18 protein-coding genes and 3 tRNA genes are annotated in these 26165 nt (G+C 64.6%); 10 read left to right on the top strand and 11 right to left on the bottom strand.

Translation table 11 applies throughout. From position 1 onward, the window contains the following. Positions 1–759 (bottom strand): class I SAM-dependent methyltransferase, encoded by a 759-nt coding sequence (locus F3I62_RS10230; RefSeq protein WP_160489549.1) that lies wholly within the window; start codon positions 757–759, stop codon positions 1–3. Between the two features lie 76 nt (positions 760–835). On the opposite strand from F3I62_RS10230, the gene gloB reads away from it, so the two are divergent. Then, positions 836–1624: a hydroxyacylglutathione hydrolase gene (gloB, locus tag F3I62_RS10225; RefSeq protein WP_160489548.1), complete on the top strand. Its 789-nt coding sequence runs from the start codon at positions 836–838 to the stop codon at positions 1622–1624. Positions 1625–1715: 91 nt separating this feature from the next. Continuing rightward, positions 1716–3320, top strand: a complete 1605-nt coding sequence (locus F3I62_RS10220) for a LysM peptidoglycan-binding domain-containing protein (RefSeq protein WP_160489547.1) — start codon at positions 1716–1718, stop codon at positions 3318–3320. A 15-nt stretch (positions 3321–3335) separates the two neighbouring features. On the opposite strand, the gene F3I62_RS10215 is transcribed toward F3I62_RS10220, so the two are convergent. Beyond that, complete coding sequence (locus F3I62_RS10215) at positions 3336–4754, bottom strand: HDOD domain-containing protein (protein ID WP_372240118.1); 1419 nt, start codon at positions 4752–4754, stop codon at positions 3336–3338. Positions 4755–4920: 166 nt separating this feature from the next. On the opposite strand from F3I62_RS10215, the gene F3I62_RS10210 reads away from it, so the two are divergent. The 6 genes from F3I62_RS10210 to fabI are packed head-to-tail and all read left to right on the top strand — an operon-like array spanning position 4921 to position 13398. Next, complete coding sequence (locus tag F3I62_RS10210; protein ID WP_160489545.1) at positions 4921–6750, top strand: extracellular solute-binding protein; 1830 nt, start codon at positions 4921–4923, stop codon at positions 6748–6750. Beyond that, a complete protein-coding gene (locus F3I62_RS10205) occupies positions 6747–8861 on the top strand; it encodes an extracellular solute-binding protein (RefSeq protein WP_256667735.1) in 2115 nt (704 codons plus the stop codon). Before F3I62_RS10210 ends, F3I62_RS10205 begins: the two co-directional genes overlap by 4 nt. Continuing rightward, positions 8862–9947, top strand: a complete 1086-nt coding sequence (locus tag F3I62_RS10200) for a microcin C ABC transporter permease YejB (protein ID WP_160489544.1) — start codon at positions 8862–8864, stop codon at positions 9945–9947. Position 9948: 1 nt separating this feature from the next. Then, positions 9949–10968: an ABC transporter permease gene (locus tag F3I62_RS10195; protein WP_160489543.1), complete on the top strand. Its 1020-nt coding sequence runs from the start codon at positions 9949–9951 to the stop codon at positions 10966–10968. 1 nt (position 10969) lies between these two features. Continuing rightward, positions 10970–12583 (top strand): ABC transporter ATP-binding protein, encoded by a 1614-nt coding sequence (locus F3I62_RS10190; RefSeq protein WP_160489542.1) that lies wholly within the window; start codon positions 10970–10972, stop codon positions 12581–12583. Positions 12584–12603: 20 nt separating this feature from the next. Next, positions 12604–13398, top strand: coding sequence for an enoyl-ACP reductase FabI (fabI, locus tag F3I62_RS10185; RefSeq protein WP_160489541.1), 795 nt, complete (start codon positions 12604–12606; stop codon positions 13396–13398). Between the two features lie 89 nt (positions 13399–13487). On the opposite strand, the gene F3I62_RS10180 is transcribed toward fabI, so the two are convergent. The 9 genes from F3I62_RS10180 to F3I62_RS10140 all read right to left on the bottom strand — a co-directional run bounded on the left by F3I62_RS10180 (position 13488) and on the right by F3I62_RS10140 (position 22393). Continuing rightward, positions 13488–15365, bottom strand: coding sequence for a SurA N-terminal domain-containing protein (locus tag F3I62_RS10180; RefSeq protein WP_160489540.1), 1878 nt, complete (start codon positions 15363–15365; stop codon positions 13488–13490). A gap of 184 nt (positions 15366–15549) precedes the next feature. Then, on the bottom strand, positions 15550–15822 hold the full coding sequence (gene hupB, locus F3I62_RS10175) for a nucleoid-associated protein HU-beta (RefSeq protein ID WP_003239952.1): 273 nt from the start codon (positions 15820–15822) through the stop codon (positions 15550–15552). A 135-nt stretch (positions 15823–15957) separates the two neighbouring features. Further along, complete coding sequence (gene lon / locus F3I62_RS10170) at positions 15958–18354, bottom strand: endopeptidase La (RefSeq protein WP_160489539.1); 2397 nt, start codon at positions 18352–18354, stop codon at positions 15958–15960. A gap of 146 nt (positions 18355–18500) precedes the next feature. Beyond that, a complete protein-coding gene (gene clpX / locus F3I62_RS10165; protein ID WP_160489538.1) occupies positions 18501–19781 on the bottom strand; it encodes an ATP-dependent Clp protease ATP-binding subunit ClpX in 1281 nt (426 codons plus the stop codon). Positions 19782–19888: 107 nt separating this feature from the next. After that, positions 19889–20530, bottom strand: coding sequence for an ATP-dependent Clp endopeptidase proteolytic subunit ClpP (gene clpP / locus F3I62_RS10160; protein ID WP_160489537.1), 642 nt, complete (start codon positions 20528–20530; stop codon positions 19889–19891). Between the two features lie 91 nt (positions 20531–20621). Beyond that, positions 20622–21932 (bottom strand): trigger factor, encoded by a 1311-nt coding sequence (tig, locus tag F3I62_RS10155; protein WP_160489536.1) that lies wholly within the window; start codon positions 21930–21932, stop codon positions 20622–20624. A 137-nt stretch (positions 21933–22069) separates the two neighbouring features. Next, positions 22070–22154 (bottom strand) — tRNA-Leu (locus tag F3I62_RS10150). A 55-nt stretch (positions 22155–22209) separates the two neighbouring features. Further along, positions 22210–22285 (bottom strand) — tRNA-His (locus F3I62_RS10145). A 31-nt stretch (positions 22286–22316) separates the two neighbouring features. Continuing rightward, positions 22317–22393, bottom strand: a tRNA-Arg gene (locus tag F3I62_RS10140). Between the two features lie 268 nt (positions 22394–22661). Here F3I62_RS10140 and folD point away from each other — a divergent pair. Both folD and F3I62_RS10130 read left to right on the top strand, forming a co-directional pair. Continuing rightward, positions 22662–23516 (top strand): bifunctional methylenetetrahydrofolate dehydrogenase/methenyltetrahydrofolate cyclohydrolase FolD, encoded by an 855-nt coding sequence (folD, locus tag F3I62_RS10135; protein ID WP_160079635.1) that lies wholly within the window; start codon positions 22662–22664, stop codon positions 23514–23516. A gap of 172 nt (positions 23517–23688) precedes the next feature. Next, on the top strand, positions 23689–25977 hold the full coding sequence (locus F3I62_RS10130; protein WP_160489535.1) for a heavy metal translocating P-type ATPase: 2289 nt from the start codon (positions 23689–23691) through the stop codon (positions 25975–25977). Positions 25978–26165: the final 188 nt, after the last annotated feature.

Below are 26165 nucleotides of genomic sequence, written 5' to 3'. Positions count from 1 at the left end.
CTATTGCTCGGAATCGCGGCGACTGACTTTGGCCACCGGCATTGGCAGCAACTTGCCCATGGTGGCCCGTTGCACAGGTCGCAGCGGCCGCAGGCCGACCACCAGCTTGCGCGCTACCAACAGATAGAAGCCCGCCCCCGGCATCTGCCAGGTGCCGCCCCAGGTCTCCAGCCGGGCCAGGCGCGATTGCCAGGCCGCTGAAGCAAGCGGCGGACGATAGCACCCGAAGCGGCGTTTCTCCAGCGCGAAGCCGAGCAGGCTGAGCCAGTCGCTCATGCGCGCCGGTGAGATGCAGCGAGCCTGGCGGAAACCGTCGCGGGCGAAGTAATGGCGCAGGCCCCAGGCGCTCCAGGGGTTGACCCCGACGACCAGCAGGTGGCCTCCCGGGCGCACGCTGTGCGCCGCCTCGCGCAGCAGGCCATGGGGCGACAGGCAGAAGTCCAGGCCGTGCTGCAGCACCACCACATCGGCGGCGTGCTCGCCCAGCGGCCAGGCCTGCTCCTCGCAGGCGATATCCACGCCGGCCAGCGGCGCACCGAGGCGCACGTTGCAGCGAATCTGCGGCGCCTTGGCCGGCTGCGCCGCCGCCGGGCCGTAATGCACCAGGTAGCCGCCGAAATAGCGCGTCAGCTCTTCATCCAGGGCGCGGCGCTCCTCTTCCAGCAGCAGCTCGCCGAGGGGCGAGGCCAGCCACTCGCGGGCGGCCTGGGTCAGGTTCAGCCAGTCCGTATCGGCCTGGGCAAAGGGTTGCTCGCGCATCGGGCACCTCCAGTGACACAAGCAGGGCTTTGCCGCTTAAGATGCGCCATTGCTCCTCGATTGGCGACCCCGAAAAATGTTTCAGATCGACGCCCTGCCCGCCTTCAGCGACAACTACCTGTGGCTCCTGCAGGACCACGCCCAGCAACGCTGCGCCGTGGTCGACCCGGGCGACGCCGCGCCGGTGCTGGCCTGGCTCGCCGCCCACCCGGGCTGGCAACTGAGCGACATCCTGATCACCCACCACCACGCCGATCATGTCGGCGGCATCGCCCAGCTCAAGGCCGCCACCGGCGCCCGAGTGTACGGCCCGGCGCAGGAGCGCATCCCCGAGCGCGACGCGGCCCTGGCCGAAGGCGATCGTATCCGCGTGCTCGACCGCGAGTTCGTCGTCTACGCAGTGCCCGGCCACACCCTCGGCCATATCGCCTACTACCATGCCGATGCCGAGCAGCCCTGGCTGTTCTGCGGCGACACCCTGTTCGCCGCCGGCTGCGGGCGCCTGTTCGAAGGCAGCCCGGCGCAGATGCACGCCTCGCTGAACAAGCTGGCCAGCCTGCCGGACGCGACCCTGGTCTACTGCACCCACGAATACACCCTGAGCAACCTGCATTTTGCCCGCGCCGCCGAACCGAACAACCCGGCCATCGCCGCGCGCTTCGAGGAAGTCAGCGCCTGGCGTGCCCAGGGGCGCAGCAGCCTGCCCTCCAACCTGGCGCTGGAGAAGGCCACCAACCCCTTCCTGCGCTGTGGGGAAACATCCATTAAAGAAAAAATCGACGAGCGGGACGGTGCCCGCCAGCGCTCGCCGGATGAGCTGTTTGCCTGCCTGCGCGCCTGGAAGGACGGCTTCCGGATTGGTTAAAAACTGATCAGCGGACTGGTGAAAACTTGACCACCCCCTGAGGCGTTCCTAGAATCGCCCGAACTTTTGCGCCGGACGATCCTAGCGACCAATGCCTCCATTACTCTCCAGATCCCTTGAATCAGCTGCATTGGCACGACGCGCAAGGGCTCTGGCGGTGATGCTGTGCGTGGTTCTGAGCGGTTGCCAAAGCATGGGCAACGGCCCGGACGAAGACGATCGCGACACCAATCGCGCGGTCGGCCTGCAACGGGAGCCGGAGTGGCTCAACGAGGTCGAGCAGGACGAGCCGCCGCGCGATATCTGGGAACGCATGCGCGACGGTTTCGAGCTGCAGGGCGATATCGGCGTCAACCCGCGCATCGAAAACAAGCGCCTGTGGTTCGTCAGCAATCCGTCCTTCCTGGAAAACGCCAGCGAGCGCGGCAGCCTGTATATCCACTACGTGGTCGAGCGCCTGGAAGAGCGCAAGATGCCGATGGAGCTGGCCCTGCTGCCGGCCATCGAAAGCTCGTACAACCCCTTCGCCTATTCACGCAGCCACGCGGTCGGCCTCTGGCAGTTCATTCCCTCCACCGGCCGCCACTTCAACCTGCGCCAGACCAACTGGTACGACGGCCGCCGCGACATCACCGCCTCGACGGATGCGGCGCTGAACTACCTGAGCCGTCTGCACGACATGTTCAACGGTGACTGGCTGCTGGCCCTGGCCGCCTACAACGCCGGCGAAGGCACGGTCAGCCGGGCCATCGAGCGCAACCAGAAGCTCGGCCTGCCAACCGACTACTGGAACCTGCCGCTGCCCAAGGAAACCCAGGACTACGTGCCCAAGCTGCTGGCCCTGTCGCAGATCGTCATGTCGCCGGAGGCCTATGGCGTGCGCCTCAGCCCGATCGCCAACGAGCCCTACTTCGAGCAAGTGGCGATCCGCCAGCGCCTCGACCTGTCGCGGGTCGCGCAGATGGCCGAGATCGACGAGGACGAGCTGTACAACCTCAACCCGGCCTTCAAGAAGCGCATCACCATGGACGGCCCACAGCACCTGCTGGTGCCGACCGAAAAGGCCGAGATGCTCAGCGCCAACCTGGCCCTGATGAAGCCCCAGCAACTGGTGAACTGGCAGGAATACCGGGTGCGCCCGAGCGACAACCTGCACAGCATCGCCAATCGCTACCACCTGACGGTCAACACCCTGAAGCAGGTCAACAACCTGACCAGCAACAACCTGCGGGTCGGTCAGGTGCTCAGCATTCCCGCCGCTGGCGACGGCGAACCGAGCCAGCCGCTGCACCAGCAGACCGCCAAGGCCGTGCCTGCCTCCGGACCGAAGCGTTACAAGGTGCGCAGCGGCGACACCCTGTGGCAGATCGCCAATGCCCATCGGGTATCGCTGCAGGACCTGCAGCGCTGGAACAAGCTCAACAGCCGCAGCAAGCTCAGCCTCGGCCAGCAACTGCTGATCCATGGCGGCGCCAGTGGCGGCACCGGCAACTCGGTGGCCGCGGCCAAGCCGGCGGCCAGCAAGGCGCCTGACAAGCGCTCGGCAGTCACCTACTACCGGGTCAAGAGCGGCGACTCGCTGTACCTGATCGCCCAGCGCTTCAAGGTCGACATGCAGAGCCTGCAACGCTGGAACCCGCGCAGCAGCAGCCAGTCGCTGAAGCCCGGGCAGACCCTGACGCTCTACCTCAACTGAGCCCCCCTCAGAACCTCAGCGCTTGCTCAGCGCCTCCAGGCAACGCCCGGTCAGCTGGGTGAAACGCTGGAAGGCGACGAACTGCTCGTGCTTGAGGGCCCGCCCGGACAAGCGGCAGTCGGCGTAGAGCACACCGATCTCGCGGGTACCGGCCAGCACCGGGGCGATGAAGAACATTCCCTGGCCCAGCAGCTGGCGCATCGGCAGGGTCACCAGCTCGTTCAGGTTGTAGCTGGCCGGCACCCCCATCCACAGCGCCTCGCGATTGCGCAGGGCGTAACTGAACAGGTGTGGCTGCTCGGCCTGGCTGGCCGGCAGCTGGAAATCGCTCAGCCAGCTCTGCGTGCCGTCCCCCACCACCCGCTTGGCACGAAAGCGCGTCTGCCCATCGGCCAGCACCGCCAGCATCACCCGCTCCAGCCCGGCGCCATCGTGCAGGCCCTTGAGCAGGGTATCGAGGATCAGGCCGACATCGCCCTTCTGGCTGGCCAGCATGCCGAGGTCCTGCAGGGCCTGCTGCAGCACCAGCAGGTCAGGCTGCAACAGGCGCGCCTTGCGCTCCTGCTGCTGCAGTTTGATCTGCTCGGGGTCGGTATTGGGGATCAGGCTGCACAGCTTGCTGGCGCCGAAGGTGGCGGCCACCTTGACCGTTTCCTCGGCGCTTTCCAGGATCTGCTTCAGCGCATCCTCGCTGCTGATCCCGGTGAATGCGGCGAGCTGCTTGACCAGCACCTCCATCGCCGGCGAATCCCACCCCTCCAGCGCCGCCTCGCTGATGCGCACACCCAGGTTGACCGCGCGCACCGCCGGATCGGCCGGATTGCTGCCATGCGCCAGGCTGGCGATCTCGCCGAGGTTCCAGCTTTTCACCAGGCCCATGGTCAGCTGACGGAAGCTGGTGCCGAGCACCTGGCGCACCGCCTCCTCCTCGACCACGCCGGGCTGCTCCAGGGCATCGGCCAGCTCATCGGCCTGTTCCCCGCCGCAGCCCCAGAACGCCAGTTCGCCGACCTGATTCAGCAGGGCGGCGATGAACACCTCTTCCTGATGCTTGGTCAGCACATAGCCGGCGATGTTGCGCGCCTGCACCGCGGCGTGGAACGAGCGTGCCAGGAGCATCTGCAGCTGCTCGCGCGGCACCTTGGTGAGCAGGCTGTCGATCAGGCTGACCGACATGCCGATCAGCCGCACATTGTCGAAGCCGATCAGCACGATGGCCCGCGAAATGGTGCGGATGGTTTCCTGGGACGGGTTGTAATAGACGCTGTTACCGACCCGCAGCACCTTGGCGGTGAGCGAGGCGTCGCGCAGCAGCACATCGGCCAGTTGCTGCACCGAGGCCCTGTCGGCCTGGGAAAGTCGATGCAAGTCCTGCACGACCGCGGCTAAAGCGGGTAATTCGGCCTGATTCAAACGGTCTATCCATGCCTGCAAACCCACACTGCGTTCCGCCAAGATAGTGCCCCCGTTTCAATTTGTTTCAGTGTAATCAAATTGACAGCATCCGTAGCGGAAAAGGCACTCTTTTTCCTGCGGATACAAGCTGTTACTGTACCGACCCAGAAGCCCAAAAGCCGCCATGGACTGGACCTTGCACCCGATGCGTCCCCTGCTCCTGCTGATACTTGGCCTGGCCATGAGCTTTCCCGCCTTCGCAAGCATCAGCGAAAGCCATGGCTACGCCCAATTCGGCACCCTCAAATACCCCGCCAGCTTCACTCACTTCGACTGGGTGAACCCCGACGCGCCCAAGGGCGGCACCCTGCGGGTGATGGCCTACGGCACGTTCGACACGCTGAACGCCTACAGCTTCAAGGGCAGCAGCCCCTCCGCCGCGCCCAACTTCCTGCAATACGGGGTCAGCGAGCTGAACGAGACCCTGATGGCCGGCACCGGGCAATACGACCCCTCGGGCGACGAGCCGGCCTCCAGCTACGGCCTGATCGCCAAGAGCGTGGAGTACAGCGAGGACCGCAGCTGGGTGGTGTTCAACCTGCGCGAGGAAGCGCGCTTCCACGACGGCCAGCCGATCACCGCCTACGACGTGGCCTACTCCTACCGCCTGCTGATCAAGGACGGGCACCCGCAGTACCGTACCAACCTGCAGGAAGTGAAGCGCGTCGACATCCTCAACCGCCACCGCATCCGTTTCGTCTTCAAGCGTGCCGGCAACCCGCTGCTGATCCTGCGCCTGGGCGAACTGCCGGTGCTGGCCCAGCACTACTGGAAGGGCCGCGACTTCAAGGCCACCAGCTTCGAGGCGCCAATGGGCAGCGGTCCCTACCGCATCAGCAGGATCAATCCGGGCCGCGGCCTGGTATTCGAGCGGGTCAAGGACTGGTGGGGCGAGAAGCTGCCGGTCAACCGCGGCAAGTACAACTTCGACCGCGTCGAGGTGGAGTTCTACCGCGACAGCAACGTCGCCTTCGAGGCCTTCAAGGCCGACGAATTCGACTTCTACATCGAGCACCAGGCGAAGAACTGGGCCAACGGCTACCGTTTTCCCGCCATCGCCCGCGGCGAGGTGATCCGCGCCGAGATCCCGCACCAGATCCCCACCCAGACCCAGGCGCTGTTCATGAACAGCCGCCGTGCCACCTTCGCCGACAGCAAGGTGCGCGAGGCCCTGGGCCTGATGTTCGATTTCGAGTGGACCAACCGCGCCCTGTTCAACAGCGCCTACCAGCGCACCAGCAGCTACTACCCGAACAGCGAGTTCGCCGCCAGCGGCAAGCCGGAAGGCGCCGAGTGGCTGCTGCTCTCGCCCTATCGCAAGCAGCTGCCGGCGCGTCTGTTCGGCGAAGCCTTCGTCCTGCCGCACACCGATGGCGCCGGGGTGCCGCGGGAAACCCTGCGCAAGGCGCTGGGCCTGCTCGCCGAGGCTGGCTGGAAACCTTCCGGGCAAACCCTGGTCAACGCCAAGGGCCAGCCGCTGCGTTTCGAGATACTGCTGGTCAACCCGAACCTGGAACGCATTCTCCAGCCCTACACCGAGAACCTCGCCAGCATCGGCATCCAGGCCAGCCTGCGCACGGTCGACCGCGCCCAGTACAAGCAGCGCCTCGACCACTTCGACTACGACATGATCCTGATGACCCTGCCGCAAAGCCTCAGCCCCGGCCTGGAACAGTGGCAGTACTTCCACTCCAGCCAGGTCGACGTCAAGGGCGGCAAGAACTACGCCGGCGTCGCCCACCCGGTGATCGACAGCCTGCTGGAGAAGCTGCTGGCCGCGCAGAGCCGCGACGAGCAGATCGCCGCCAGCCGCGCCATCGACCGCATCCTGCTCTGGCAGCACTACAGCATTCCCAACTGGTACATCAATCATCACCGCCTGGCGTACCGCAACCGGTTCGCCTTCGTCACCACCCCGCCCTATACCCTCGGGCTGCGGGCCTGGTGGCTGAAGCCCACGGAGACCGCTCGATGACGAATCCCCTGCGCACCCTCGGTGCCGGCCTGCTGCTGCTCGCCGGCCTGGCCCAGGCGGCCCCGCAGCACGCGCTGACCCTGTATGGCGAGCCGGCCAAGTACCCGGCCGGCTTCCAGCACTTCGCCTACGTCAACCCGGACGCGCCCAAGGGCGGCACCCTGCGCCTGCCCGGCCTGGGCGGCTTCGACAGCCTCAACCCGTTCATCCCCAAGGGCAACGTCGCCGACCGCATCGGCCTGATCTACGACAGCCTGACCTACCGCTCGCTGGACGAACCCTTCACCGAGTACGGCCTGCTCGCCGAGAAGATCGAGAAGGCCGCGGACAACAGCTTCGTGCGCTTCTACCTGAACCCCAAGGCACGCTTCCACGACGGCGTGCCGGTCACCGCCGCGGACGTGGTGTTTACCTTCAACGCCCTGGTCAAGCACGGTCACCCGCAGTACCGCCACTATTACGCCGACGTGGCCCAGGTGGTGGCCGAAGACGCGCGCCGCGTGCGCTTCGACTTCAAGCACACGGGCAACCGCGAACTGCCGCTGATCCTCGGCCAGCTGGAGATTCTGCCCAAGCACTGGTGGAACGAACTGGACGCCAGCCAGGCCGACAGCGCGCAGCGGCTCGACCAGCTGGCCAGCCTCACCGTGCAGGCGGACGGCAAGCTGCTGATCAAGGCGCTGGACGGCACCCAGACCCTGCCGGTCGACAGCATCCGCCGCAACTACGAGCAACTGGCCGCCGGCAACCCCGAGCTGCCAGCGGCCGAACAGCTCAAGGCCCTCGATGAGTCCAGCCTAGAGCTGAGCTTCCCGCGCCAGCCCGCCCAGGCCGTGCTCGACAGCCTGGCCCAGCTCAAGCTGCTGCCGGCCAAGCGCAATTTCGCCGAAACCAGCCTGGAGGCGCCGCTGGGCAGCGGCCCCTACCACATCAGCAAGATCGCCCCGGGCAGCTCGATCCGCTTCGAACGCAACCCGGACTGGTGGGCCCGGGACCTGCCGGTGGCGCGCGGCCTGTACAACTTCGCGCGCATCGACATGGACTACTACCGCGACAGCTCGGTGGCCCTGGAGGCCTTCAAGGCCGGACAGTTCGACGTCAACCTCGAATACTCGGCCAAGGACTGGACCACCGGTTACGACTCCCCGGCCCTGCGCGCCGGCAAGTTCGTCCAGCAGGCGATTCCCAACCACAACCCGGTGGGCATGCAGGGCTACGTGTTCAACACCCGTCGGCCGATCTTCCAGGATCGCCGGGTGCGCGAGGCGATCGCCCTGCTGTTCGACTTCGAATGGGCCAGCAAGCAGCTGTTCCACAACGCCTACAAGCGCACCCACAGCTACTTCGAGAACTCGGAAATGGCCGCCCGCGGCCTGCCGGACAGCGAGGAGCTGAAGCTGCTCGAACCGCTGCGCGGGAAAGTGCCGCCGGAGGTCTTCACCACCGAGTTCAAGCCGCCGGTCAGCGACGCCAGCGGCATCATCCGCGAGCAGAGCCGGCGCGCCTACCAGTTGCTTACCGAGGCCGGCTACCGCATCGAAGACGACAAGATGATCGATGCCCAGGGCAAGCAGCTGGCCTTCGAGTTCCTCAACTACCAGGCCAACCTGGAGCGAGTGATTCTGCCGTTCAAGCGCAACCTGGCCGAGCTGGGCATCGACCTGCAGATCCGCCGGGTCGACACCTCGCAGTTCATCAACCGCCTGCGCTCGCGCGACTTCGACATGACCTCGGCGATCTGGCCGCAATCCAGCTCGCCGGGCAACGAGCAGCTGGACTTCTGGCACTCCAGCAGCGCCGACAACCCCGGCAGCAGCAACCTGATCGGCCTGCGCGACCCGGCCATCGACCAGCTGGTGGAGGGCCTGATCCGCGCCGATTCGCGCCAGGCGCTGATCAACCATGCGCGCGCCCTCGACCGCGTGCTGCTGTGGGGCCACTACGTGGTGCCCAACTACTACGTCGACACCTGGCGCGTGGCCTACTGGAAGCGCTTCGGCCGCCCGGCGGTGACGCCGCTGTACGACTACGGCCTGATGACCTGGTGGGAAGAACGCCCGGTCGGCGCCGCAGAACCCAGCCCGACCGCGCCGGCCGAGGAAGTTCGCTGAATGCTCGCCTACATCCTGCGCCGCCTGCTGCTGATCATCCCGACCCTGTTCGGCATCCTGCTGATCAACTTCCTCATCGTCCAGGCCGCCCCCGGCGGGCCGGTGGAGCAGATGATCGCCAAGCTGGAGGGCTTCGATGCCGCCGCCGGCGGCGCCACCGGGCGCATCTCCGGCGGTGGCGGCGAGGTCTCCGTGGCCGGCTCCACCTACCGCGGCGCCCAGGGCCTGGACCCCAAGCTGATCGAAGAAATCGAGAAGATGTACGGCTTCGACAAGTCGGCCCCCGAGCGCTTCTGGCTGATGCTGAAGAACTACGCCCAGCTGGACTTCGGCGAGAGCTTCTTCCGCGACGCCAGCGTGATCGACCTGGTGCTGGAGAAGATGCCGGTGTCGATCTCCCTGGGGCTGTGGAGCACCCTGATCATGTACCTGGTGTCGATCCCCTTAGGCATCGCCAAGGCCACCCGCCACGGCAGCGCCTTCGACGTCTGGACCAGCACCGCGATCATCATCGGCTACGCCATCCCGGCATTCCTCTTCGCCATCCTGCTGATCGTGCTGTTCGCCGGCGGCAGCTACTGGGACTGGTTCCCCCTGCGCGGGCTGACCTCGGCCAACTTCGACGAGCTGAGCCTGGGCGGCAAGCTGCTCGACTACTTCTGGCACCTGGCTCTGCCGGTGACGGCCCTGGTGATCGGCAACTTCGCCACCCTGACCCTGCTGACCAAGAACAGCTTCCTCGACGAGATCGGCAAGCAGTACGTGGTCACCGCCCGCGCCAAGGGCCTGAGCAACACCAGCGTGCTCTACGGCCACGTGTTCCGTAACGCCATGCTGATCATCATCGCCGGCTTCCCCTCGGCCTTCATCGGCATCTTCTTCACCGGCTCCCTGCTGATCGAGGTGATCTTCTCCCTCGACGGCCTGGGCCTGATGAGCTTCGAGGCGGCGATCAACCGCGACTATCCGGTGGTGTTCGGCACCCTGTTCATCTTCACCTTGCTGGGACTGGTCGTGAAACTCATCGGCGACATCACCTACACCCTGGTCGATCCGCGCATCGACTTCGAAAGCCGGGAGAACTGAGATGAAACTCTCCCCGCTCAACCAACGGCGCTTCGCCCGGTTCAAAAGCAACAAGCGCGGCTGGTGGTCGCTGTGGCTGTTCCTCGGCCTGTTCATCCTCAGCCTCGGTGCCGAGCTGATCGCCAACGACAAGCCGCTGGCCGTGCGCTATGACGGCGAATGGTTCTTCCCGGTGCTCAAGCGCTACCCGGAAACCACCTTCGGTGGCGAGTTCCCGCTGCAGGCCAACTACAAGAGCCCCTACATCCGCGAGCTGATCGCCGCGAAGGACGGCTGGATGCTCTGGCCGCCGATCCCCTTCGACTACTCCAGCATCAACTACGAACTGCAGGTGCCGGCGCCCGCGCCACCCTCGGCGCAGAACTGGCTGGGCACCGACGACCAAGGCCGCGACGTGCTGGCGCGGGTGATCTACGGCTTCCGCGTGTCGGTGCTGTTCGCCCTGGTACTGACCCTGCTCAGCTCGCTGATCGGCGTGTTCGCCGGCGCCCTGCAGGGCTTCTATGGCGGCTGGGTCGACCTAGTCGGCCAGCGCTTCCTGGAAATCTGGTCGGGCCTGCCGGTGCTCTACCTGCTGATCATCCTGGCCAGCTTCGTGCAGCCGAACTTCTGGTGGCTGCTGGGCATCATGCTGCTGTTTTCCTGGATGAGCCTGGTCGATGTGGTGCGCGCCGAGTTCCTCCGCGGGCGCAACCTGGAATATGTGCGCGCGGCGCGCGCCCTGGGCATGCAGAACGGCGCCATCATGTTCCGCCATATCCTGCCCAATGCCATGGTCTCGACCATGACCTTCATGCCGTTCATCCTCACCGGTGCGATCGGCACCCTGACCGCCCTGGACTTCCTAGGCTTCGGCCTGCCGCCCGGCGCGCCGTCGCTGGGCGAGCTGGTGGCCCAGGGCAAGTCCAACCTGCAGGCGCCCTGGCTGGGGATCAGCGCCTTCGCCGTGCTGGCGTTGATGCTCAGCCTGCTGGTGTTCATCGGCGAAGCCGCGCGCGATGCCTTCGACCCGAGGAAATGAGATGACCGACGCGAACAACCTCATCGAAGTGCGCGACCTGGCCGTCGAGTTCGTCACCGGCAGCCTCGTCCAGCGCGTGGTCGAAGGCGTCAGCTTCGACATCCGACGCGGCGAAACCCTGGCCCTGGTCGGCGAAAGCGGCTCGGGCAAGTCGGTCACCGCCCACTCGATCCTGCGCCTGCTGCCCTACCCGCTCGCCCGCCACCCGATCGGCAGCATCCACTATGGCGAGCAGGACCTGCTCCAGCTCAGCGAGGCCAAGCTGCGCGGCATCCGTGGCAACCGCATCGCCATGGTGTTCCAGGAGCCGATGACCTCGCTCAACCCGCTGCACACCATCGGCAAGCAGATCAACGAAGTCCTCGCCCTGCACAAGGGCCTCTCCGGCAAGGCCGCCACCGCGCGCACCCTGGAGCTGCTCGAGCTGGTCGGCATCCCCGAGCCGCACAAGCGCCTGCGCGCCTACCCGCATGAACTGTCCGGCGGCCAGCGCCAGCGCGTGGTGATCGCCATGGCCCTGGCCAACGAGCCGGAGCTGCTGATCGCCGACGAGCCGACCACCGCGCTGGACGTCACCGTGCAGCTGAAGATCCTCGAGCTGCTCAAGGATCTGCAGGCGCGCCTGGGCATGTCGCTGCTGCTGATCAGCCACGATCTCAACCTGGTGCGACGAATCGCGCACCGCGTATGTGTCATGCAGCGCGGTCGCATCGTCGAACAGGCGTCGTGTGACGAATTGTTCCATGCGCCGCAGCATCCCTATACCCAGGAATTGCTCGGCGCCGAGCCCAGCGGCGGCCCGGCAGCCAACCCTGCCGGCCCGCCGCTGTTGGAAGTGGACGACCTGCGCGTGTGGTTCCCGATCAAGAAAGGGCTGCTGCGCCGTACGGTCGACCATGTGAAGGCGGTGGACGGCATCAATTTCAGCCTGCCCCAGGGTCAGACCCTGGGCATAGTCGGTGAAAGCGGTTCCGGCAAGTCCACCCTCGGCCTGGCGATCCTGCGGCTGCTCGGCAGCCAGGGCGCCATCCGCTTCCAGGGCCAGGCGCTGGACGGGTTGTCGCAACAGGCCGTGAGGCCGTTGCGGCGGCAGATGCAGGTGGTGTTCCAGGACCCCTTCGGCAGCCTCAGCCCGCGCATGTCGGTCGGGCAGATCGTTGGCGAAGGCCTGGATATCCACCGCATGGGGACGCCGGCGGAGCAGGAACAGGCGGTCATCGACGCGCTTGTGGAAGTAGGTCTGGATCCGGAAACCCGGCATCGCTACCCCCACGAGTTTTCCGGCGGGCAACGGCAGCGGATTGCCATTGCCCGGGCACTGGTGCTGAAACCGGCGCTGATTCTGTTGGACGAGCCCACTTCGGCGCTCGACCGTACGGTGCAGCGCCAAGTGGTGGAGTTGTTGCGCTCGTTGCAGGCCAAGTACAACCTGACCTACCTGTTCATCAGCCACGACCTGGCGGTGGTCAGGGCCCTGAGCCACCAGCTGATGGTGGTCAAACAGGGCAAGGTGGTGGAACAAGGCCTGGCCGACACGATCTTCGCCACCCCGCAGCACACCTATACCCGGCAGTTGCTGGAAGCCGCCTTCATGGCTCCCGGCAAGGCCGATTAATCAGAAGAGGAACAAAGCACATGGGTTTTCTCGCCGGTAAGCGCGTACTGATCGTTGGCGTGGCCAGCAAACTGTCGATTGCCTCGGGCATCGCCGCCGCCATGCATCGCGAGGGCGCCGAGCTCGCCTTCACCTACCAGAACGAAAAGCTGAAAGGCCGCGTCGAGGAATTCGCCGCCGGCTGGGGCTCGGGCCCCGAACTGTGCTTCCCCTGCGACGTGGCCAATGACGAGGAAATCGCCACGGTCTTCGCCGAACTGGCCAAGAAATGGGACGGCCTGGACTGCATCGTCCACTCGGTCGGTTTCGCCCCCGGTGACCAGCTGGACGGCGACTTCACCGCAGTCACCACCCGCGAAGGCTTCAAGATCGCCCACGACATCAGCGCCTACAGCTTCGTCGCCCTGGCCAAGGCCGGCCGCGAGCTGATGCAGGGCCGCAACGGCAGCCTGCTAACCCTGTCCTACCTGGGCGCGGAACGCACCATGCCCAACTACAACGTGATGGGCATGGCCAAGGCCAGCCTGGAAGCCGGCGTGCGCTACCTGGCCGGCAGCCTCGGCCCGGAAGGCACCCGCGTCAACTGCATCTCCGCCGGCCCGATCCGCACCCTGGCGGCAAGCGGCATCAAGAGCTTCCGCAAGATGCTCGCCGCCAACGAGAAGCAGACCCCGCTGCGTCGCAACGTGACCATCGAGGAAGTCGGCAACGCCGGCGCCTTCCTCTGCTCCGACCTGGCCTCGGGCATCAGCGGCGAGATCATGTATGTCGACGGCGGCTTCAACACCACCGCCATGGGCAACATCGAAGACTGAGCCTGACTCGATCCTCGCCCACAAAAAAGGCCGCATCACGCGGCCTTTTTTGTGGCTGGCGATCCGCCCCGCGGGGCGGACCCAATCGATCAGTAACGCTCGATGTCAGCCTGTTCCTTCAGCTCGGCACGGTAGGCATTGAAGTCCTGCTGCCCCTGGCGCGAAGCCAGGGCGCGGCGGTACATGGTCTTCTCTTCCGCGCTCAGCTCGGCCTGCGGCTGGCCGACGCCATTCAGGCGCAGCAGCACATAGTCGCCATTGCTCAGGCTGACACCGGTGAAGGTCGGTGCGCCGTTGTCGGCCGGCTTGGGCATGCGGAACAGCGCCTGCAGCAGAACCGGATCGACGCCTTCCTGGTTGCGCGTCGCCGCCTCGACGACTTTCCAGCCCTGGCCCTGCTCGGCCTGCTCGACCGGGGTCTTGCCTTCGCGCAGGCTGGCCAGCAGTGCTTCGCCCTTGGCCTTGACCGCTTCGTTGGCACGCTGCAGGGTCAGGGTTTCGCGGATGCTGGAGGCGACCTGCTCGAACGGCAGCAGTTGCGACTTCTTGTGCTCCTTGACCCGCACTACCACCACGGTATCCGGGTCCAGCTCGATGGCCCCGCTGTTAGCCGAAGCCTCCAGCAGATCTTCGCTGAATGCCGCCTGAATCACCTGACGGTTGGCGGCCACGCCCTCGCTGCCACCCTCGCGGCCGAAGGCCGTGGTGGTTTTCACCTCGAGCCCCTGCTCTTGGGCCGGCTGGGCCAGATCGGCAGCCTCGTAGGCGGCGTCTTCGAGGGCCTTGGAGGCCTCGACGAACAGCTGCTCGACACGCGGCGCCTTGAGATCGGCGACCAGCTTGTCCTTCAGGCTGTCGAAGCTCGGCACATCAGCCGCCTGCACGCCCAGCAGCTTGATCAGGTGCCAGCCGAACTCGCTGCGCACCGGAGCGGAGACTTCGCCTTGCTTGAGCGCATACAGCGCCTCTTCGAAGGCCGGGTCGTAGACGCCCGGGCCGGCATAGCCCAGGTCGCCGCCATTGGCCGCCGACCCTGGATCCTGGGACAGTTCCTTGGCCAGCGCGGCAAAGTCCTCGCCCTGCTGCAGGCGCTTGCGTACGTCCTCGAGCTTGGCCTTGGCCTGCTCGTCGCTCAGCTTGTCGTTGACCTCGAGCAGGATATGCGCAGCCTGACGCTGTTCGCCCAGCCCGGCAATTTCCTTCTGGTACTGCTCCTGCAACTCATCATCCTTGACCTCTACACGGTCGAAGAAGGCGCTCTTCTTCAGCTCGACGTAGTCCAGCACCACCTGCTCGGGGCTCATGAACTGGTCGGCATGGCCGTCGTAGTAGGCCTTCAGCTCCTCATCCTTGAGCTGTACCGCCTTGGCGTCGGCTTGCAGGGTCAGGGTGGCGAAGTCACGGGTCTGCTTGTCCAGGCGGACGAAGGCATTCAGCTCGGCATCGGTGAGGAAGCTGCTGCCGACCAGGCCGGCCTGCAGCTGGCTGATCAGCACATCCTGTTCCAGACGCTGGCGGAACTGCATCGGGGTGTAACCCTCCTGCTGGATGATCTGCAGGAAGCGGTCCTTGTTGTACTTACCGTCCACCTGGAACAGCGGCATGCTCAGAATCAGCTGATCGAGTGCCGCCTGGGAAAACGCCATGCCGGAGTCTTTGGCCCCCTGCAGCAGCAGGTTGCGGTCGATCAGACCGTTGAGCGCCGACTCGCGCAGCATCTTGTCGTCCAGCATGGACACATCGAAGTCCTTGCCGAATTGCTGGATGTACTGGCGACGTTGCATGTCGACGGCACTGCCGAGGGCGTCCTGGGTGATCTTCTCGCCATTGACGTCGGCAGCATTCTTACTGTTACTCGCGGAGTTGACGATGGCGTCGAATCCGGTGAGAGCCATCAGCGCGACGATGACGCCGACGATGGTCTTGGCAATCCACCCCTGTGAATTGTCCCTGATATTCTGCAGCATGCATCCCCCGAAACGGCTGCGCTGAACAAGCAGCCATGCAGCGTGGGTGAAATCCGGATAAAAGAAAGGCGCATCCTAGGATGCGCCTTCTCGGTAACTGATGGAGCGGCTTTGGCTCGTCTGAACCGCCGCTCCGACCAGGTCGGGACCAGCCCGACCTGGATGGGCAAGGCCAGAGAGACGCTTAGTTGACGGCGTCTTTCAGGGCTTTACCAGCTTTGAAACCTGGGATCTTGGCAGCAGCAATGCTGATCGGCTTGCCGGTCTGCGGGTTGCGGCCAGTGCGGGCAGCACGCTCTTTGACAGCGAAAGTACCGAAGCCAACCAGCACCACGGAATCACCAGCCTTCAGGGCGCCAGTGACGGATTCGATCACTGCGTCCAGCGCGCGGCCAGCAACAGCTTTCGGGATATCAGCAGATGCGGCGATGGCATCGATCAGTTCCGACTTGTTCAATCTAAGTCCCCTTATTTCTGTTGAGTTGTTTCTTAATTGTTTGGTGTAAGCAAAGCGGGTGCTGAAGGGCCTGGCTGACACATGAGAGCCGCTTTATAACAAGGGCTCGAAAAATGTGTCAAGGAAGCCCTCCGGCTAATGCGTGCTGATTCGCTCCTTGGAATCAGACTCGCGCTTGTCATCCTTTGCAACCATCTCGGGAGCCGCATCGGGCAAGGGCTCCGGGGCGTATTGCAGCGCAATTTGCAGGACCTCGTCAATCCATTTAACCGGCTTAATGGTCAGGTCTTGCTTAATATTCTCGGGAATTTCCTTCAGATCCCGCACATTTTCTTCCGGGATGATAACGGTCTTGATTCCACCGCGGTGCGCGGCCAGGAGTTTTTCCTTCAAACCGCCAATTGCCAGTACCTGACCGCGCAGGGTGATCTCGCCGGTCATGGCCACATCGGCGCGCACCGGAATCTGCGTCAGGGCCGAAACCAGCGCCGTGCACAGACCGATACCGGCACTCGGGCCATCCTTGGGCGTGGCGCCCTCCGGCATGTGGATGTGCACGTCGCGCTTCTCGTGGAAGTCCAGCGGGATGCCCAGGCTCTTGGCCCGGCTGCGCACCACGGTGAGCGCCGCCGTCATCGACTCGGCCATCACGTCACCGAGCGAGCCGGTCTTGATCAGCTGGCCCTTGCCCGGCACCACGGCGGTCTCGATGGTCAGCAGCTCGCCGCCGACCTGGGTCCAGGCCAGGCCGGTCACCTGGCCGATCTGGTCCTGCTGCTCGGCCAGGCCGTAGCGGTAACGCCGCACGCCGAGGAAGTGTTCCAGCAGATCGGCGGTCACCAATACGCTGAAACGTTTTTCCTTGGCATGTTCCTTCACCGCCTTGCGGCACACCTTGGCGATCTGCCGCTCCAGGCTGCGCACCCCGGCTTCGCGGGTGTAGTAGCGGATGATGTCGCGGATCGCCGCGGCTTCGAACTCGATCTCGCCCTTCTTCAGGCCATTGGCCTCGATCTGCTTGGGCGCCAGGTACTTGACCGCGATATTGATCTTCTCGTCCTCGGTGTAACCGGGCAGACGAATCACCTCCATGCGGTCTAGCAGCGGGCCGGGGATATTCATGGAGTTGGCGGTGCAGATGAACATCACATCGGACAGGTCGTAGTCGACCTCCAGGTAATGGTCGTTGAAGTTGTGGTTCTGTTCCGGATCGAGCACTTCCAGCAGCGCCGAGGCCGGGTCGCCACGCATGTCCTGGCCCATCTTGTCGATTTCGTCGAGCAGGAACAGCGGGTTGCGCACGGCAACCTTGGTCATCTTCTGGATCAGTCGGCCCGGCATGGAACCGATATAGGTCCGCCGATGGCCGCGGATCTCGGCCTCGTCACGCACGCCACCCAGGGCCATGCGCACGAACTTGCGGTTGGTCGCACGAGCGATGGATTCGGCCAGCGAGGTCTTGCCCACCCCGGGCGGGCCAACCAGGCACAGCACCGGCCCCTTGAGCTTCTTCACCCGCTTCTGCACGGCGAGATACTCGAGGATGCGCTCCTTGACCTCGTCCAGGCCATAGTGGTCGACATCGAGGATGTCTTCGGCCTTGGCCAGGTCGAGACGCACCTTGCTCTCGGCCTTCCACGGCACGTTCACCAGCCAGTCGATATAGGAGCGCACCACGGTGGCCTCGGCCGACATCGGCGACATTTGCTTGAGCTTGTTCAGCTCGGCATTGGCCTTGGTCAGCGCCTCCTTGGTCAGGCCGGCGTTGTCGATGCGCTTCTTCAGCTCATCGATCTCGTTGTGACCCTCGTCGATGTCGCCCAGCTCCTTCTGAATGGCCTTCATCTGCTCATTCAGGTAGTACTCGCGCTGGCTGCGCTCCATCTGCTTCTTGACCCGGCCGCGGATGCGCTTCTCGACCTGCAGCAGGTCGATTTCCGCATCCAGCAGCGCCATCACGTGCTCGACCCGGGCCGGCAGCTCGGTGATTTCGAGGATTTCCTGCTTCTGCTCGATCTTCAGCACCATGTGCGCGGCCATGGTGTCGACCAGGCGAGCGGGCTCGTCGATGCTGTTCAGCGAGGACAGCACTTCGGCCGGGACCTTCTTGCCCAGCTGCACGTATTGCTCGAACTGGCTGAGCAGGCTGCGGGCAAAGACTTCCGCCTCGCGCTCGGCGACTTCCGTCTCGTCGATCAGTTGCACATCGGCGCGGCAATGGCCGTCCACCTCGATGAAGCGCTCGATGCGGCCACGCTGCTCGCCCTCGACCAGCACCTTGACCGTGCCATCCGGCAGCTTCAGCAACTGCAGCACGGTCGCCACGGTACCCACGCGGTACAGGGCGTCTTCACCCGGATCGTCGTCCGCCGGATTACGTTGCGCCAGCAGGAGAATCTGCTTGTCGCCGGTCATTGCCGCCTCGAGGGCTTCAATGGACTTCTCGCGCCCCACGAACAGCGGAATGACCATGTGTGGATAGACCACAACATCGCGCAGGGGCAGGAGAGGCAATTCGATGGTTGTCTTCATGATTTCAGCTCTACGGCGGCCATTTGGCCGTAAACGGACGGGAGACCCTTGAACCTAAGATGGGGCCAGCCCCGGGAAAAAACAAGCAAGGACACCGGAAAAACAAAGGGCCCCGCAGGGCCCTTTGTTTCGTCAGGTATCAGGCATCACGCGTCAGGCGCAGCCTTGGCCGGCGGCTCGCTGTTTTCGTAGATGAGCAGCGGCTTGGAATTGCCCTCGATCACGCTTTCGTCGATCACCACCTTGCTGACTTCGCTCTGCGAGGGGATCTCGTACATGGTGTCGAGCAGCACACCTTCGAGGATGGAGCGCAGGCCACGGGCACCGGTCTTGCGCTCCAGCGCGCGACGGGCCACGGCCTTGAGCGCATCCGGACGGAACTCCAGGTCCACGCCTTCCATTTCGAACAGCTTGCCGTACTGCTTGGTCAGCGCATTCTTCGGCTCGGTGAGGATCTGCATCAGCGCCGCCTCGTCGAGTTCGTCGAGGGTGGCGATGACCGGCAGACGACCGACGAACTCCGGTATCAGGCCGAACTTGACCAGATCGTCCGGCTCGACCTCACGCAGCGCCTCGCCAACCTTCTTGCCCAGCTCCTGGCTGCGCACCTCGGCATTGAAACCGATGCCCCCCTTGGTCGAGCGACCATGGATGACCTTCTCCAGGCCGGAGAACGCACCACCGCAGATGAACAGGATGTTGCGCGTGTCGACCTGCAGGAACTCCTGCTGCGGATGCTTGCGCCCGCCCTGCGGCGGAACCGAAGCCACGGTGCCTTCGATCAGCTTCAGCAGCGCCTGCTGCACGCCTTCGCCCGAGACGTCACGGGTGATCGACGGGTTGTCCGACTTGCGCGAGATCTTGTCGATCTCGTCGATGTAGACGATGCCCATCTGGGCCTTCTCGACATCGTAGTCGCACTTCTGCAGCAGCTTCTGAATGATGTTCTCGACGTCCTCACCGACATAACCGGCTTCGGTCAGGGTGGTGGCGTCGGCGATGGTGAACGGTACATTGAGCAGACGCGCCAGGGTTTCGGCCAGCAGGGTCTTGCCCGAGCCGGTCGGACCGATCAGCAGGATGTTGCTCTTGCCCAGCTCGACATCGTCTTTCTTGTCGCGCTGATTCAAACGCTTGTAGTGGTTGTACACCGCGACGGAGAGCACCTTCTTGGCGCGCTCCTGACCGATGACGTACTGATCCAGGATGCCGCTGATTTCTTTCGGCGCGGGCAACTTGTGCGCACTGCTCTCGGCCTGGGCTTCCTGCACCTCCTCGCGGATGATGTCGTTGCACAGGTCGACGCACTCGTCGCAGATAAAGACCGAGGGGCCGGCAATCAATTTGCGCACTTCATGCTGGCTTTTGCCGCAGAAGGAGCAATAAAGCAGTTTGCCGTTGTCCTCGCCATTGCGGGTGTCAGTCATTCGATCAATCCAAATCCGGTAGGCATGGAACACAAGATGGAGGCAATTGCTGGCATTTTCAACCCTACAGGACGGCCGGATGTGCGACCGCCCCGGAGAAAAGCGGGTTAGCTGGCCAGCTGGCGCTTGTTCAGCACCTGGTCGATGAGGCCGTACTTGACCGCTTCTTCGCCGCTCATGAAGTTGTCGCGATCGGTATCCTTGGCGATCACGTCGATCGGCTGGCCGCAATGGTCGGCCAGGATCTTGTTCAGGCGCTCACGAATGGTGAGGATTTCCCGGGCATGGATCTCGATATCCGAGGCCTGGCCCTGAAAGCCGCCCAGCGGCTGGTGAATCATCATCCGCGAATGCGGCAGGCAGTAACGCTTGTTGGCAGCCCCGCCAGCCAGCAGCAACGCGCCCATGCTGCAGGCCTGGCCGATGCAGATGGTGGACACGTCGGGCTTGATGAACTGCATGGTGTCGTAGATCGACATGCCAGCGGTCACCGAACCACCCGGGGAGTTGATGTAGAGATGGATGTCCTTGTCCGGGTTTTCCGCCTCGAGGAACAGCAGCTGGGCAACCACCAGGTTGGCCATGTAGTCCTCGACCGGGCCGACCAGGAAGATCACCCGCTCCTTCAACAGGCGCGAGTAGATATCGTAGGCACGCTCACCGCGGGCGGATTGCTCGACCACCATCGGCACCAGGCCGCCGGCAGCTTGGATATCAGGCATTTGCTGCATAAATTGATTACGCGACATGTCCAGCGATCTCTCCATAAATGTTCATATCCCAAAGACGCATAAGCCAGCTCGAAGGCTGGCTTATGGTGTGCTCTAACGAGGCGAGGGATCAGGCAGCTTGCGGAGCTTCCGCCGGCTTGACCGCTTCTTCGTAGGAGACCGCTTTATCGGTCACTTTGGCCTTCTGCAGAACAGTATCTACAACTTGTTCTTCCAGTACAACCGAACGCACTTCGTTCAGCTGCTGGTCGTTCTTGTAGTACCAGGCCAGAACCTGCTCAGGCTCCTGGTAGGCCGAGGCCATCTCTTCGATCACTTCGCGTACGCGGGCATCGTCCGGCTTCAGCTCGAACTGCTTGACCACTTCGGCAACCAGCAGACCCAGGACGACGCGGCGCTTGGCCTGCTCTTCGAACAGCTCGGCCGGCAGTTGGTCCGGCTTGATGTTGCCGCCGAACTGCTGCACGGCCTGCACGCGCAGACGGTTCACTTCGTTGCCGATCAGCGCCTTCGGCACTTCAACCGGGTTGGCGGCCAGCAGACCTTCCATCACCTGGTTCTTCACCTTGGACTTGATGGCCTGGCGCAGCTCGCGCTCCATGTTCTTGCGCACTTCGGCACGGAAACCGTCGATACCGCCTTCCTTGACGCCGAACTGGGCGAAGAACTCGTCGTTCAGCTCCGGCAGTTGCGGGGCGGAAACGCTGTTGACGGTCACGCTGAACTCGGCCGTTTTGCCGGCCAGCTCGAGGTTCTGGTAATCAGCCGGGAAAGTCGGGGTGATCACACGCTCTTCACCGGCCTTGACGCCGACCAGCGCTTCTTCGAAGCCCGGGATCATGCGGCCGGAGCCGAGCACCAGCTGGGTACCCTTGGCGGAACCGCCGACGAAGACTTCGCCGTCAACCTTGCCGACGAAATCGATGTTCAGCTGGTCGCCGTTTTCGGCGGCGCGCTCGGCAGCCTCGAAGCGGGTGTTCTGCTTGCGCAGGATTTCCAGCATGTTGTCGACGTCGGCCTCGCCGACTTCGGCCTGCAGGCGCTCGATGGCGATGCCTTCGAGGCCGGCCACCTGGATTTCCGGGATGACTTCGAAGATGGCAACGTATTCCAGATCCTTGCCCTTCTCGAACGACTTCGGCTCGACAGCCGGAGCGCCAGCCGGGTTCAGCTTCTGCTCGACGATGGCTTCGTAGAAGGTCGCCTGGATCAGATCACCCAGGGCTTCCTGACGAGCGGAGTCCTCGTAGCGCTGACGAATAACGCTCATCGGCACCTTGCCAGGACGGAAACCAGCGACCTTGGCACGACGGGCAGTCTGTTGCAGACGCTTGGTCACTTCGGTCTCGACGCGCTCGGCCGGGACACCGATGGTCATGCGGCGCTCAAGAGCGGAGGTGCTTTCAACAGAAACTTGCATGGATATTCCTCGTTGCACAGACGTAAGCCGGCCGTTCCGGCCCAGAATCAAGGGCATGCATTCTAGTGGGTCGAATAGCAGAAGTCACCTGCGGAGAAGGCGCAGGAACAGCAGGACATATAAAGGAAGAGAAAAGATGGTGCGGACGGAGAGACTCGAACTCTCACACCTTGCGGCGCCAGAACCTAAATCTGGTGTGTCTACCAATTTCACCACGTCCGCGTGGCCGAACCTGAAACAAAAACGCCAGGCCCAGGGCCTGGCGTTTTCTCGAATATGGGGTGGACGAAGGGAATCGAACCCTCGACACCAGGAGCCACAATCCTGTGCTCTACCAACTGAGCTACGCCCACCATATTGCGATGCTTGTGCCTGGATGCCAGATGGCACGCCCGGCAGGACTCGAACCTGCGACCATCCGCTTAGAAGGCGGATGCTCTATCCAGCTGAGCTACGGGCGCTTGTTCATCTGCTAGCGCAGACTTGAAGCTTCGGCTTCGGCAAGACCCGGAGATCTCGCTTTTGCCGTCTTACCCAGCGACTGGCTGTGCTCGACAAGCGGGGCGAATCTTATATAGGGGACTCCCCCTCGTCAACCCTAAAAGTTAAAAAAATTCAGCGAGATAAAGGAGTTACAGGAAATTCGCCGGGCTGCGCCTTTGCCCGATCGCCTCGCCGTGCGAGAATGCACGCCCTTTTTCAATCCTTTTCGATGGTTAATCACGCGCCATGACCGCACAACTGATCGATGGCAAAGCCATAGCCGCCAGCCTGCGCCAGCAGATTGCCCAACGCGTTGTCGAACGCCGCCAGCAAGGCCTGCGCGCGCCCGGCCTGGCGGTGATCCTGGTCGGCAGCGACCCCGCCTCCCAGGTTTATGTCTCGCACAAGCGCAAGGATTGCGAAGAAGTCGGTTTCGTCTCCGTGGCCCATGACCTGCCGGCCAGCACCAGCCAGGGCGAACTGCTGGCGCTGATCGACCAGCTCAATGGCGACAACGCCATCGACGGCATCCTGGTCCAGCTGCCGCTGCCGGCTCACCTGGATGCCTCGCAACTGCTCGAACGCATCCATCCGGACAAGGACGTCGACGGTTTCCATCCGTTCAACGTCGGTCGCCTGGCCCAGCGCATCCCCCTGCTGCGCCCGTGCACGCCGAAAGGCATCATGACCCTGCTGGAAAGCACCGGGGTCGACCCGCACGGCCTGAATGCCGTGATCGTCGGCGCCTCCAACATCGTCGGCCGGCCGATGGCCCTGGAACTGCTACTGGCCGGCTGCACCGTGACCGTCACCCACCGCTTCACCAAGGATCTGCCCGGCCACCTGGCCAATGCCGACCTGGTGGTGGTCGCGGCCGGCAAGCCGGGCCTGGTCAAGGGCGAGTGGATCAAGCCGGGCGCCATCGTCATCGACGTGGGCATCAACCGCCAGGCCGACGGCAAGTTGGTCGGCGATGTCGAGTTCGACGCCGCCGCCGAGCGCGCCGGCTGGATCACCCCGGTTCCCGGTGGTGTCGGCCCGATGACTCGCGCCTGCCTGCTGGAAAACACCCTGTACGCGGCCGAACACCTGCACGCCTGAGTGCAGGGCAACCCGGCGAAACGGCACCTGCGGGTGCCGTTTGCATTTGCGGCCGAGGAAAACCCACGATACATGCGCCCCAGCGGAATGAATTCCCGTCATTGAATCCAACTACGCTGATAGCGGTTGGAGCACAATTTCACGGGTTACCGGCAAACAGGAGCGCCCGACGATGGCCAAAGGCTGGATCAATCCGCTGTTTCTGGGGTTGACACTGCTGGCTCTGCTGAGCGGGTTTGTCGCGCGCGGCCTGGGCCATGGCGATTTCGCCGCCCTCCTGTGGAGCGCCAGCGCACTGGTGGTCGCCGGCCTGCTCGCACTCGAAATCGTCGTGCGCCTCTACCACCGCGAACTGGGTGTCGACCTCATCGCCCTGCTCTCGGTCGCCGGCGCCATCCTCCTCGACCAGGACCTGGTGGCCGCCGTGATCGCCCTGATGCTGGCCGGCGGCCGCACCCTGGAGTACTACACCTCGCAGCGCGCCGAACGCGAACTGCGCCGCCTGATCGACCGCGCGCCACGCTTTGCCTGGCGCTACAGTGCCGACGGCAGCCTGGAGCAGATCCCCGCCGGCGCCATCGGCTCCGGCGATCGCCTGCTGCTGCGCATGGGCGAAGTGATACCGGTCGACGGCGTGCTGCTGGAGGCACCGGCGATCCTCGACGAGTCGGCCCTCACGGGCGAGCCGCTTCCGGTGCGCTACCTGCCCGGCGCGTCGATTCGCAGCGGCGGGGTGAACGCCGGCGCGCCCTTCACCTTGCAGGCCAGCCGTTCGGCCGCCCAGAGCACCTATGCCGGCATCGTGCGCCTGGCCGAGTCTGCGCGCCACTCGCGCGCGCCCTTTGTGCGCCTGGCCGACCGCTACGCCCTGGCCCTCGTGCCCATCACCCTGCTGCTCGCCGGCGGCGCCTGGCTGTTCAGCGGCGATCCACTGCGCGCCCTGGCGGTCCTGGTGGTCGCCACGCCCTGCCCGCTGATCCTTGCCGTGCCGGTGGCGATCATTGCCGGGGTTTCGCGCTGCGCCCATCGCGGCATCCTGGTCAAGGACGGCGCCACCCTCGAGGCGCTGGCCGCGGCGCAGATACTGTTTCTCGACAAGACCGGCACCCTGACCGCCGGCCATGCCAGCGTGCATACCGTGGAAAGCGCCGGGGACTACAGCAAGCACCAGCTGCTGTTCTTTGCCGGTTCCCTGGCCCAGGCCTCGCCGCACCCGATCTCCACGGCCATCGTCCAGGCTGCGAACAACGCCGGACTGTCGCTGGCCACCCCGCAGGACGTGCAGGAGCAGCCTGGCGCCGGCCTGTCGGGGCTGGTCGACGGGCACCGGGTCAGGCTCGGCACGCATACCTACGTGGCTGCGCCTGATTCCGACCAGACCTGGAGCGACGCCTTGCTGCGCCGCATGGACTACCAGGTGTCCGGCGGCAGCTTCATCGCCATCGATGGTGCCATGGCCGGAGCCGCCCTGTTTGCCGACCGCCTGCGCCTCGAGTCGCCGCACGCCCTGCGCCAGCTGCGCCAGGCCGGCATCCAGCGGATCATCATGCTCACCGGCGACCGCCTGGAGGCCGCGCAGATGATCGGCCTGGCCGCCGGCGTCGATGAGGTACAGGCCGGGCTGGATCCCTCCCAGAAGGTGGCCGCCGTGACCCAGGGCCGCCAGCGCGGCAAGACCCTGATGGTCGGCGACGGGATCAATGATGCACCGGCACTGGCCGCGGCCGACGTGGGCATCGCGCTGGGCGCCAATGGCGCCAACGCCTCCTCCGAAGCGGCCGGGGTCGTGCTGCTGGTCGACCGCCTGGACCGGGTCGCCGAGGCCCTGCGAATCGCCCGGCGCTCGCACCGGATCGCCCTCGAAGGCGTGCTGGTCGGCATGGGGCTCTCGGCGCTGGCCATGCTGGTCGCCGCCTTCGGCTACCTGCCGGCGCTTTCCGGGGCGATCTTGCAGGAAGTGATCGACGTCGCCGTGATTGGCAATGCCCTGCGCGCACTCGGCGGCGGGCTGGGGCACAGAGCCGCGAGCAAGCTCAGCGCCGCCAGTGTCGACGAGCTGCACCGCGAGCATGCAGACCTGGCGCAAGTCCTCGAGGAGGTCGGCGTCCTGGCCAGGAACGTCGCCAGCCTGGCGCCCGAGCAGGCACGCAGCCGGCTCGAACAGCTGGTTACCCTGCTCCAGCAGCGCCTGATCCCGCATGAGGAGAACGACGAAACCGCGCTTTATCCATTGCTGGTCAAGCACCTGCAAGGCGAAGACCCACTGGCCGCCATGAGCCACACCCATCGCGAGATATTCCGTCTGGCCAAGCTGCTGGACCGCATGAGCAGTGATCTTTCCGCCGCCCACGGCACGGTATCGCTGGAGGAAATCCAACTGCTGCTGGTTCGCCTGGACACCGTGCTGAGCCTGCACTTCGAGCAAGAAAACGAGCTTTACCACAACCTGGATGACCGCTGACCCGCGGCTGGCGGAAAGCCTCGCGGCCACGCCTCATGCGCATCGGCCCGACAAAGCCATTGGCCCACTCAGCCGCGCTAGCCACAGCCCCTGCACCAAGCGCCCTAGCAGACTCGTCTTAATGAACCATTAAGCCCCGGCAAAAGTGCATTCAGCTTGCATTCAGTTTCAGTGAGTAGCCTCAAGCC

Origin of the sequence: Pseudomonas sp. R-28-1W-6, from assembly GCF_009799925.1 — a bacterium.
GTDB lineage: Bacteria > Pseudomonadota > Gammaproteobacteria > Pseudomonadales > Pseudomonadaceae > Aquipseudomonas.
The sequence above is the reverse complement of the archived record's forward strand: the minus strand, read 5'-3'. Positions and strand labels throughout refer to the sequence as shown.

Coding starts and splice junctions, on each gene's coding strand:
- F3I62_RS10130 (WP_160489535.1), top strand. CDS start 23,689: ATGGCCAAAGGCTGGATCAATCCGCTGTTTCTGGGGTTGACACTGCTG.
- F3I62_RS10180 (WP_160489540.1), bottom strand. CDS start 15,365: ATGCTGCAGAATATCAGGGACAATTCACAGGGGTGGATTGCCAAGACC.
- lon (WP_160489539.1), bottom strand. CDS start 18,354: ATGAAGACAACCATCGAATTGCCTCTCCTGCCCCTGCGCGATGTTGTG.
- F3I62_RS10220 (WP_160489547.1), top strand. CDS start 1,716: ATGCCTCCATTACTCTCCAGATCCCTTGAATCAGCTGCATTGGCACGA.
- clpX (WP_160489538.1), bottom strand. CDS start 19,781: ATGACTGACACCCGCAATGGCGAGGACAACGGCAAACTGCTTTATTGC.
- folD (WP_160079635.1), top strand. CDS start 22,662: ATGACCGCACAACTGATCGATGGCAAAGCCATAGCCGCCAGCCTGCGC.
- fabI (WP_160489541.1), top strand. CDS start 12,604: ATGGGTTTTCTCGCCGGTAAGCGCGTACTGATCGTTGGCGTGGCCAGC.
- clpP (WP_160489537.1), bottom strand. CDS start 20,530: ATGTCGCGTAATCAATTTATGCAGCAAATGCCTGATATCCAAGCTGCC.
- F3I62_RS10195 (WP_160489543.1), top strand. CDS start 9,949: ATGAAACTCTCCCCGCTCAACCAACGGCGCTTCGCCCGGTTCAAAAGC.
- tig (WP_160489536.1), bottom strand. CDS start 21,932: ATGCAAGTTTCTGTTGAAAGCACCTCCGCTCTTGAGCGCCGCATGACC.
- F3I62_RS10200 (WP_160489544.1), top strand. CDS start 8,862: ATGCTCGCCTACATCCTGCGCCGCCTGCTGCTGATCATCCCGACCCTG.
- F3I62_RS10230 (WP_160489549.1), bottom strand. CDS start 759: ATGCGCGAGCAACCCTTTGCCCAGGCCGATACGGACTGGCTGAACCTG.
- F3I62_RS10190 (WP_160489542.1), top strand. CDS start 10,970: ATGACCGACGCGAACAACCTCATCGAAGTGCGCGACCTGGCCGTCGAG.
- F3I62_RS10210 (WP_160489545.1), top strand. CDS start 4,921: ATGCGTCCCCTGCTCCTGCTGATACTTGGCCTGGCCATGAGCTTTCCC.
- gloB (WP_160489548.1), top strand. CDS start 836: ATGTTTCAGATCGACGCCCTGCCCGCCTTCAGCGACAACTACCTGTGG.
- F3I62_RS10205 (WP_256667735.1), top strand. CDS start 6,747: ATGACGAATCCCCTGCGCACCCTCGGTGCCGGCCTGCTGCTGCTCGCC.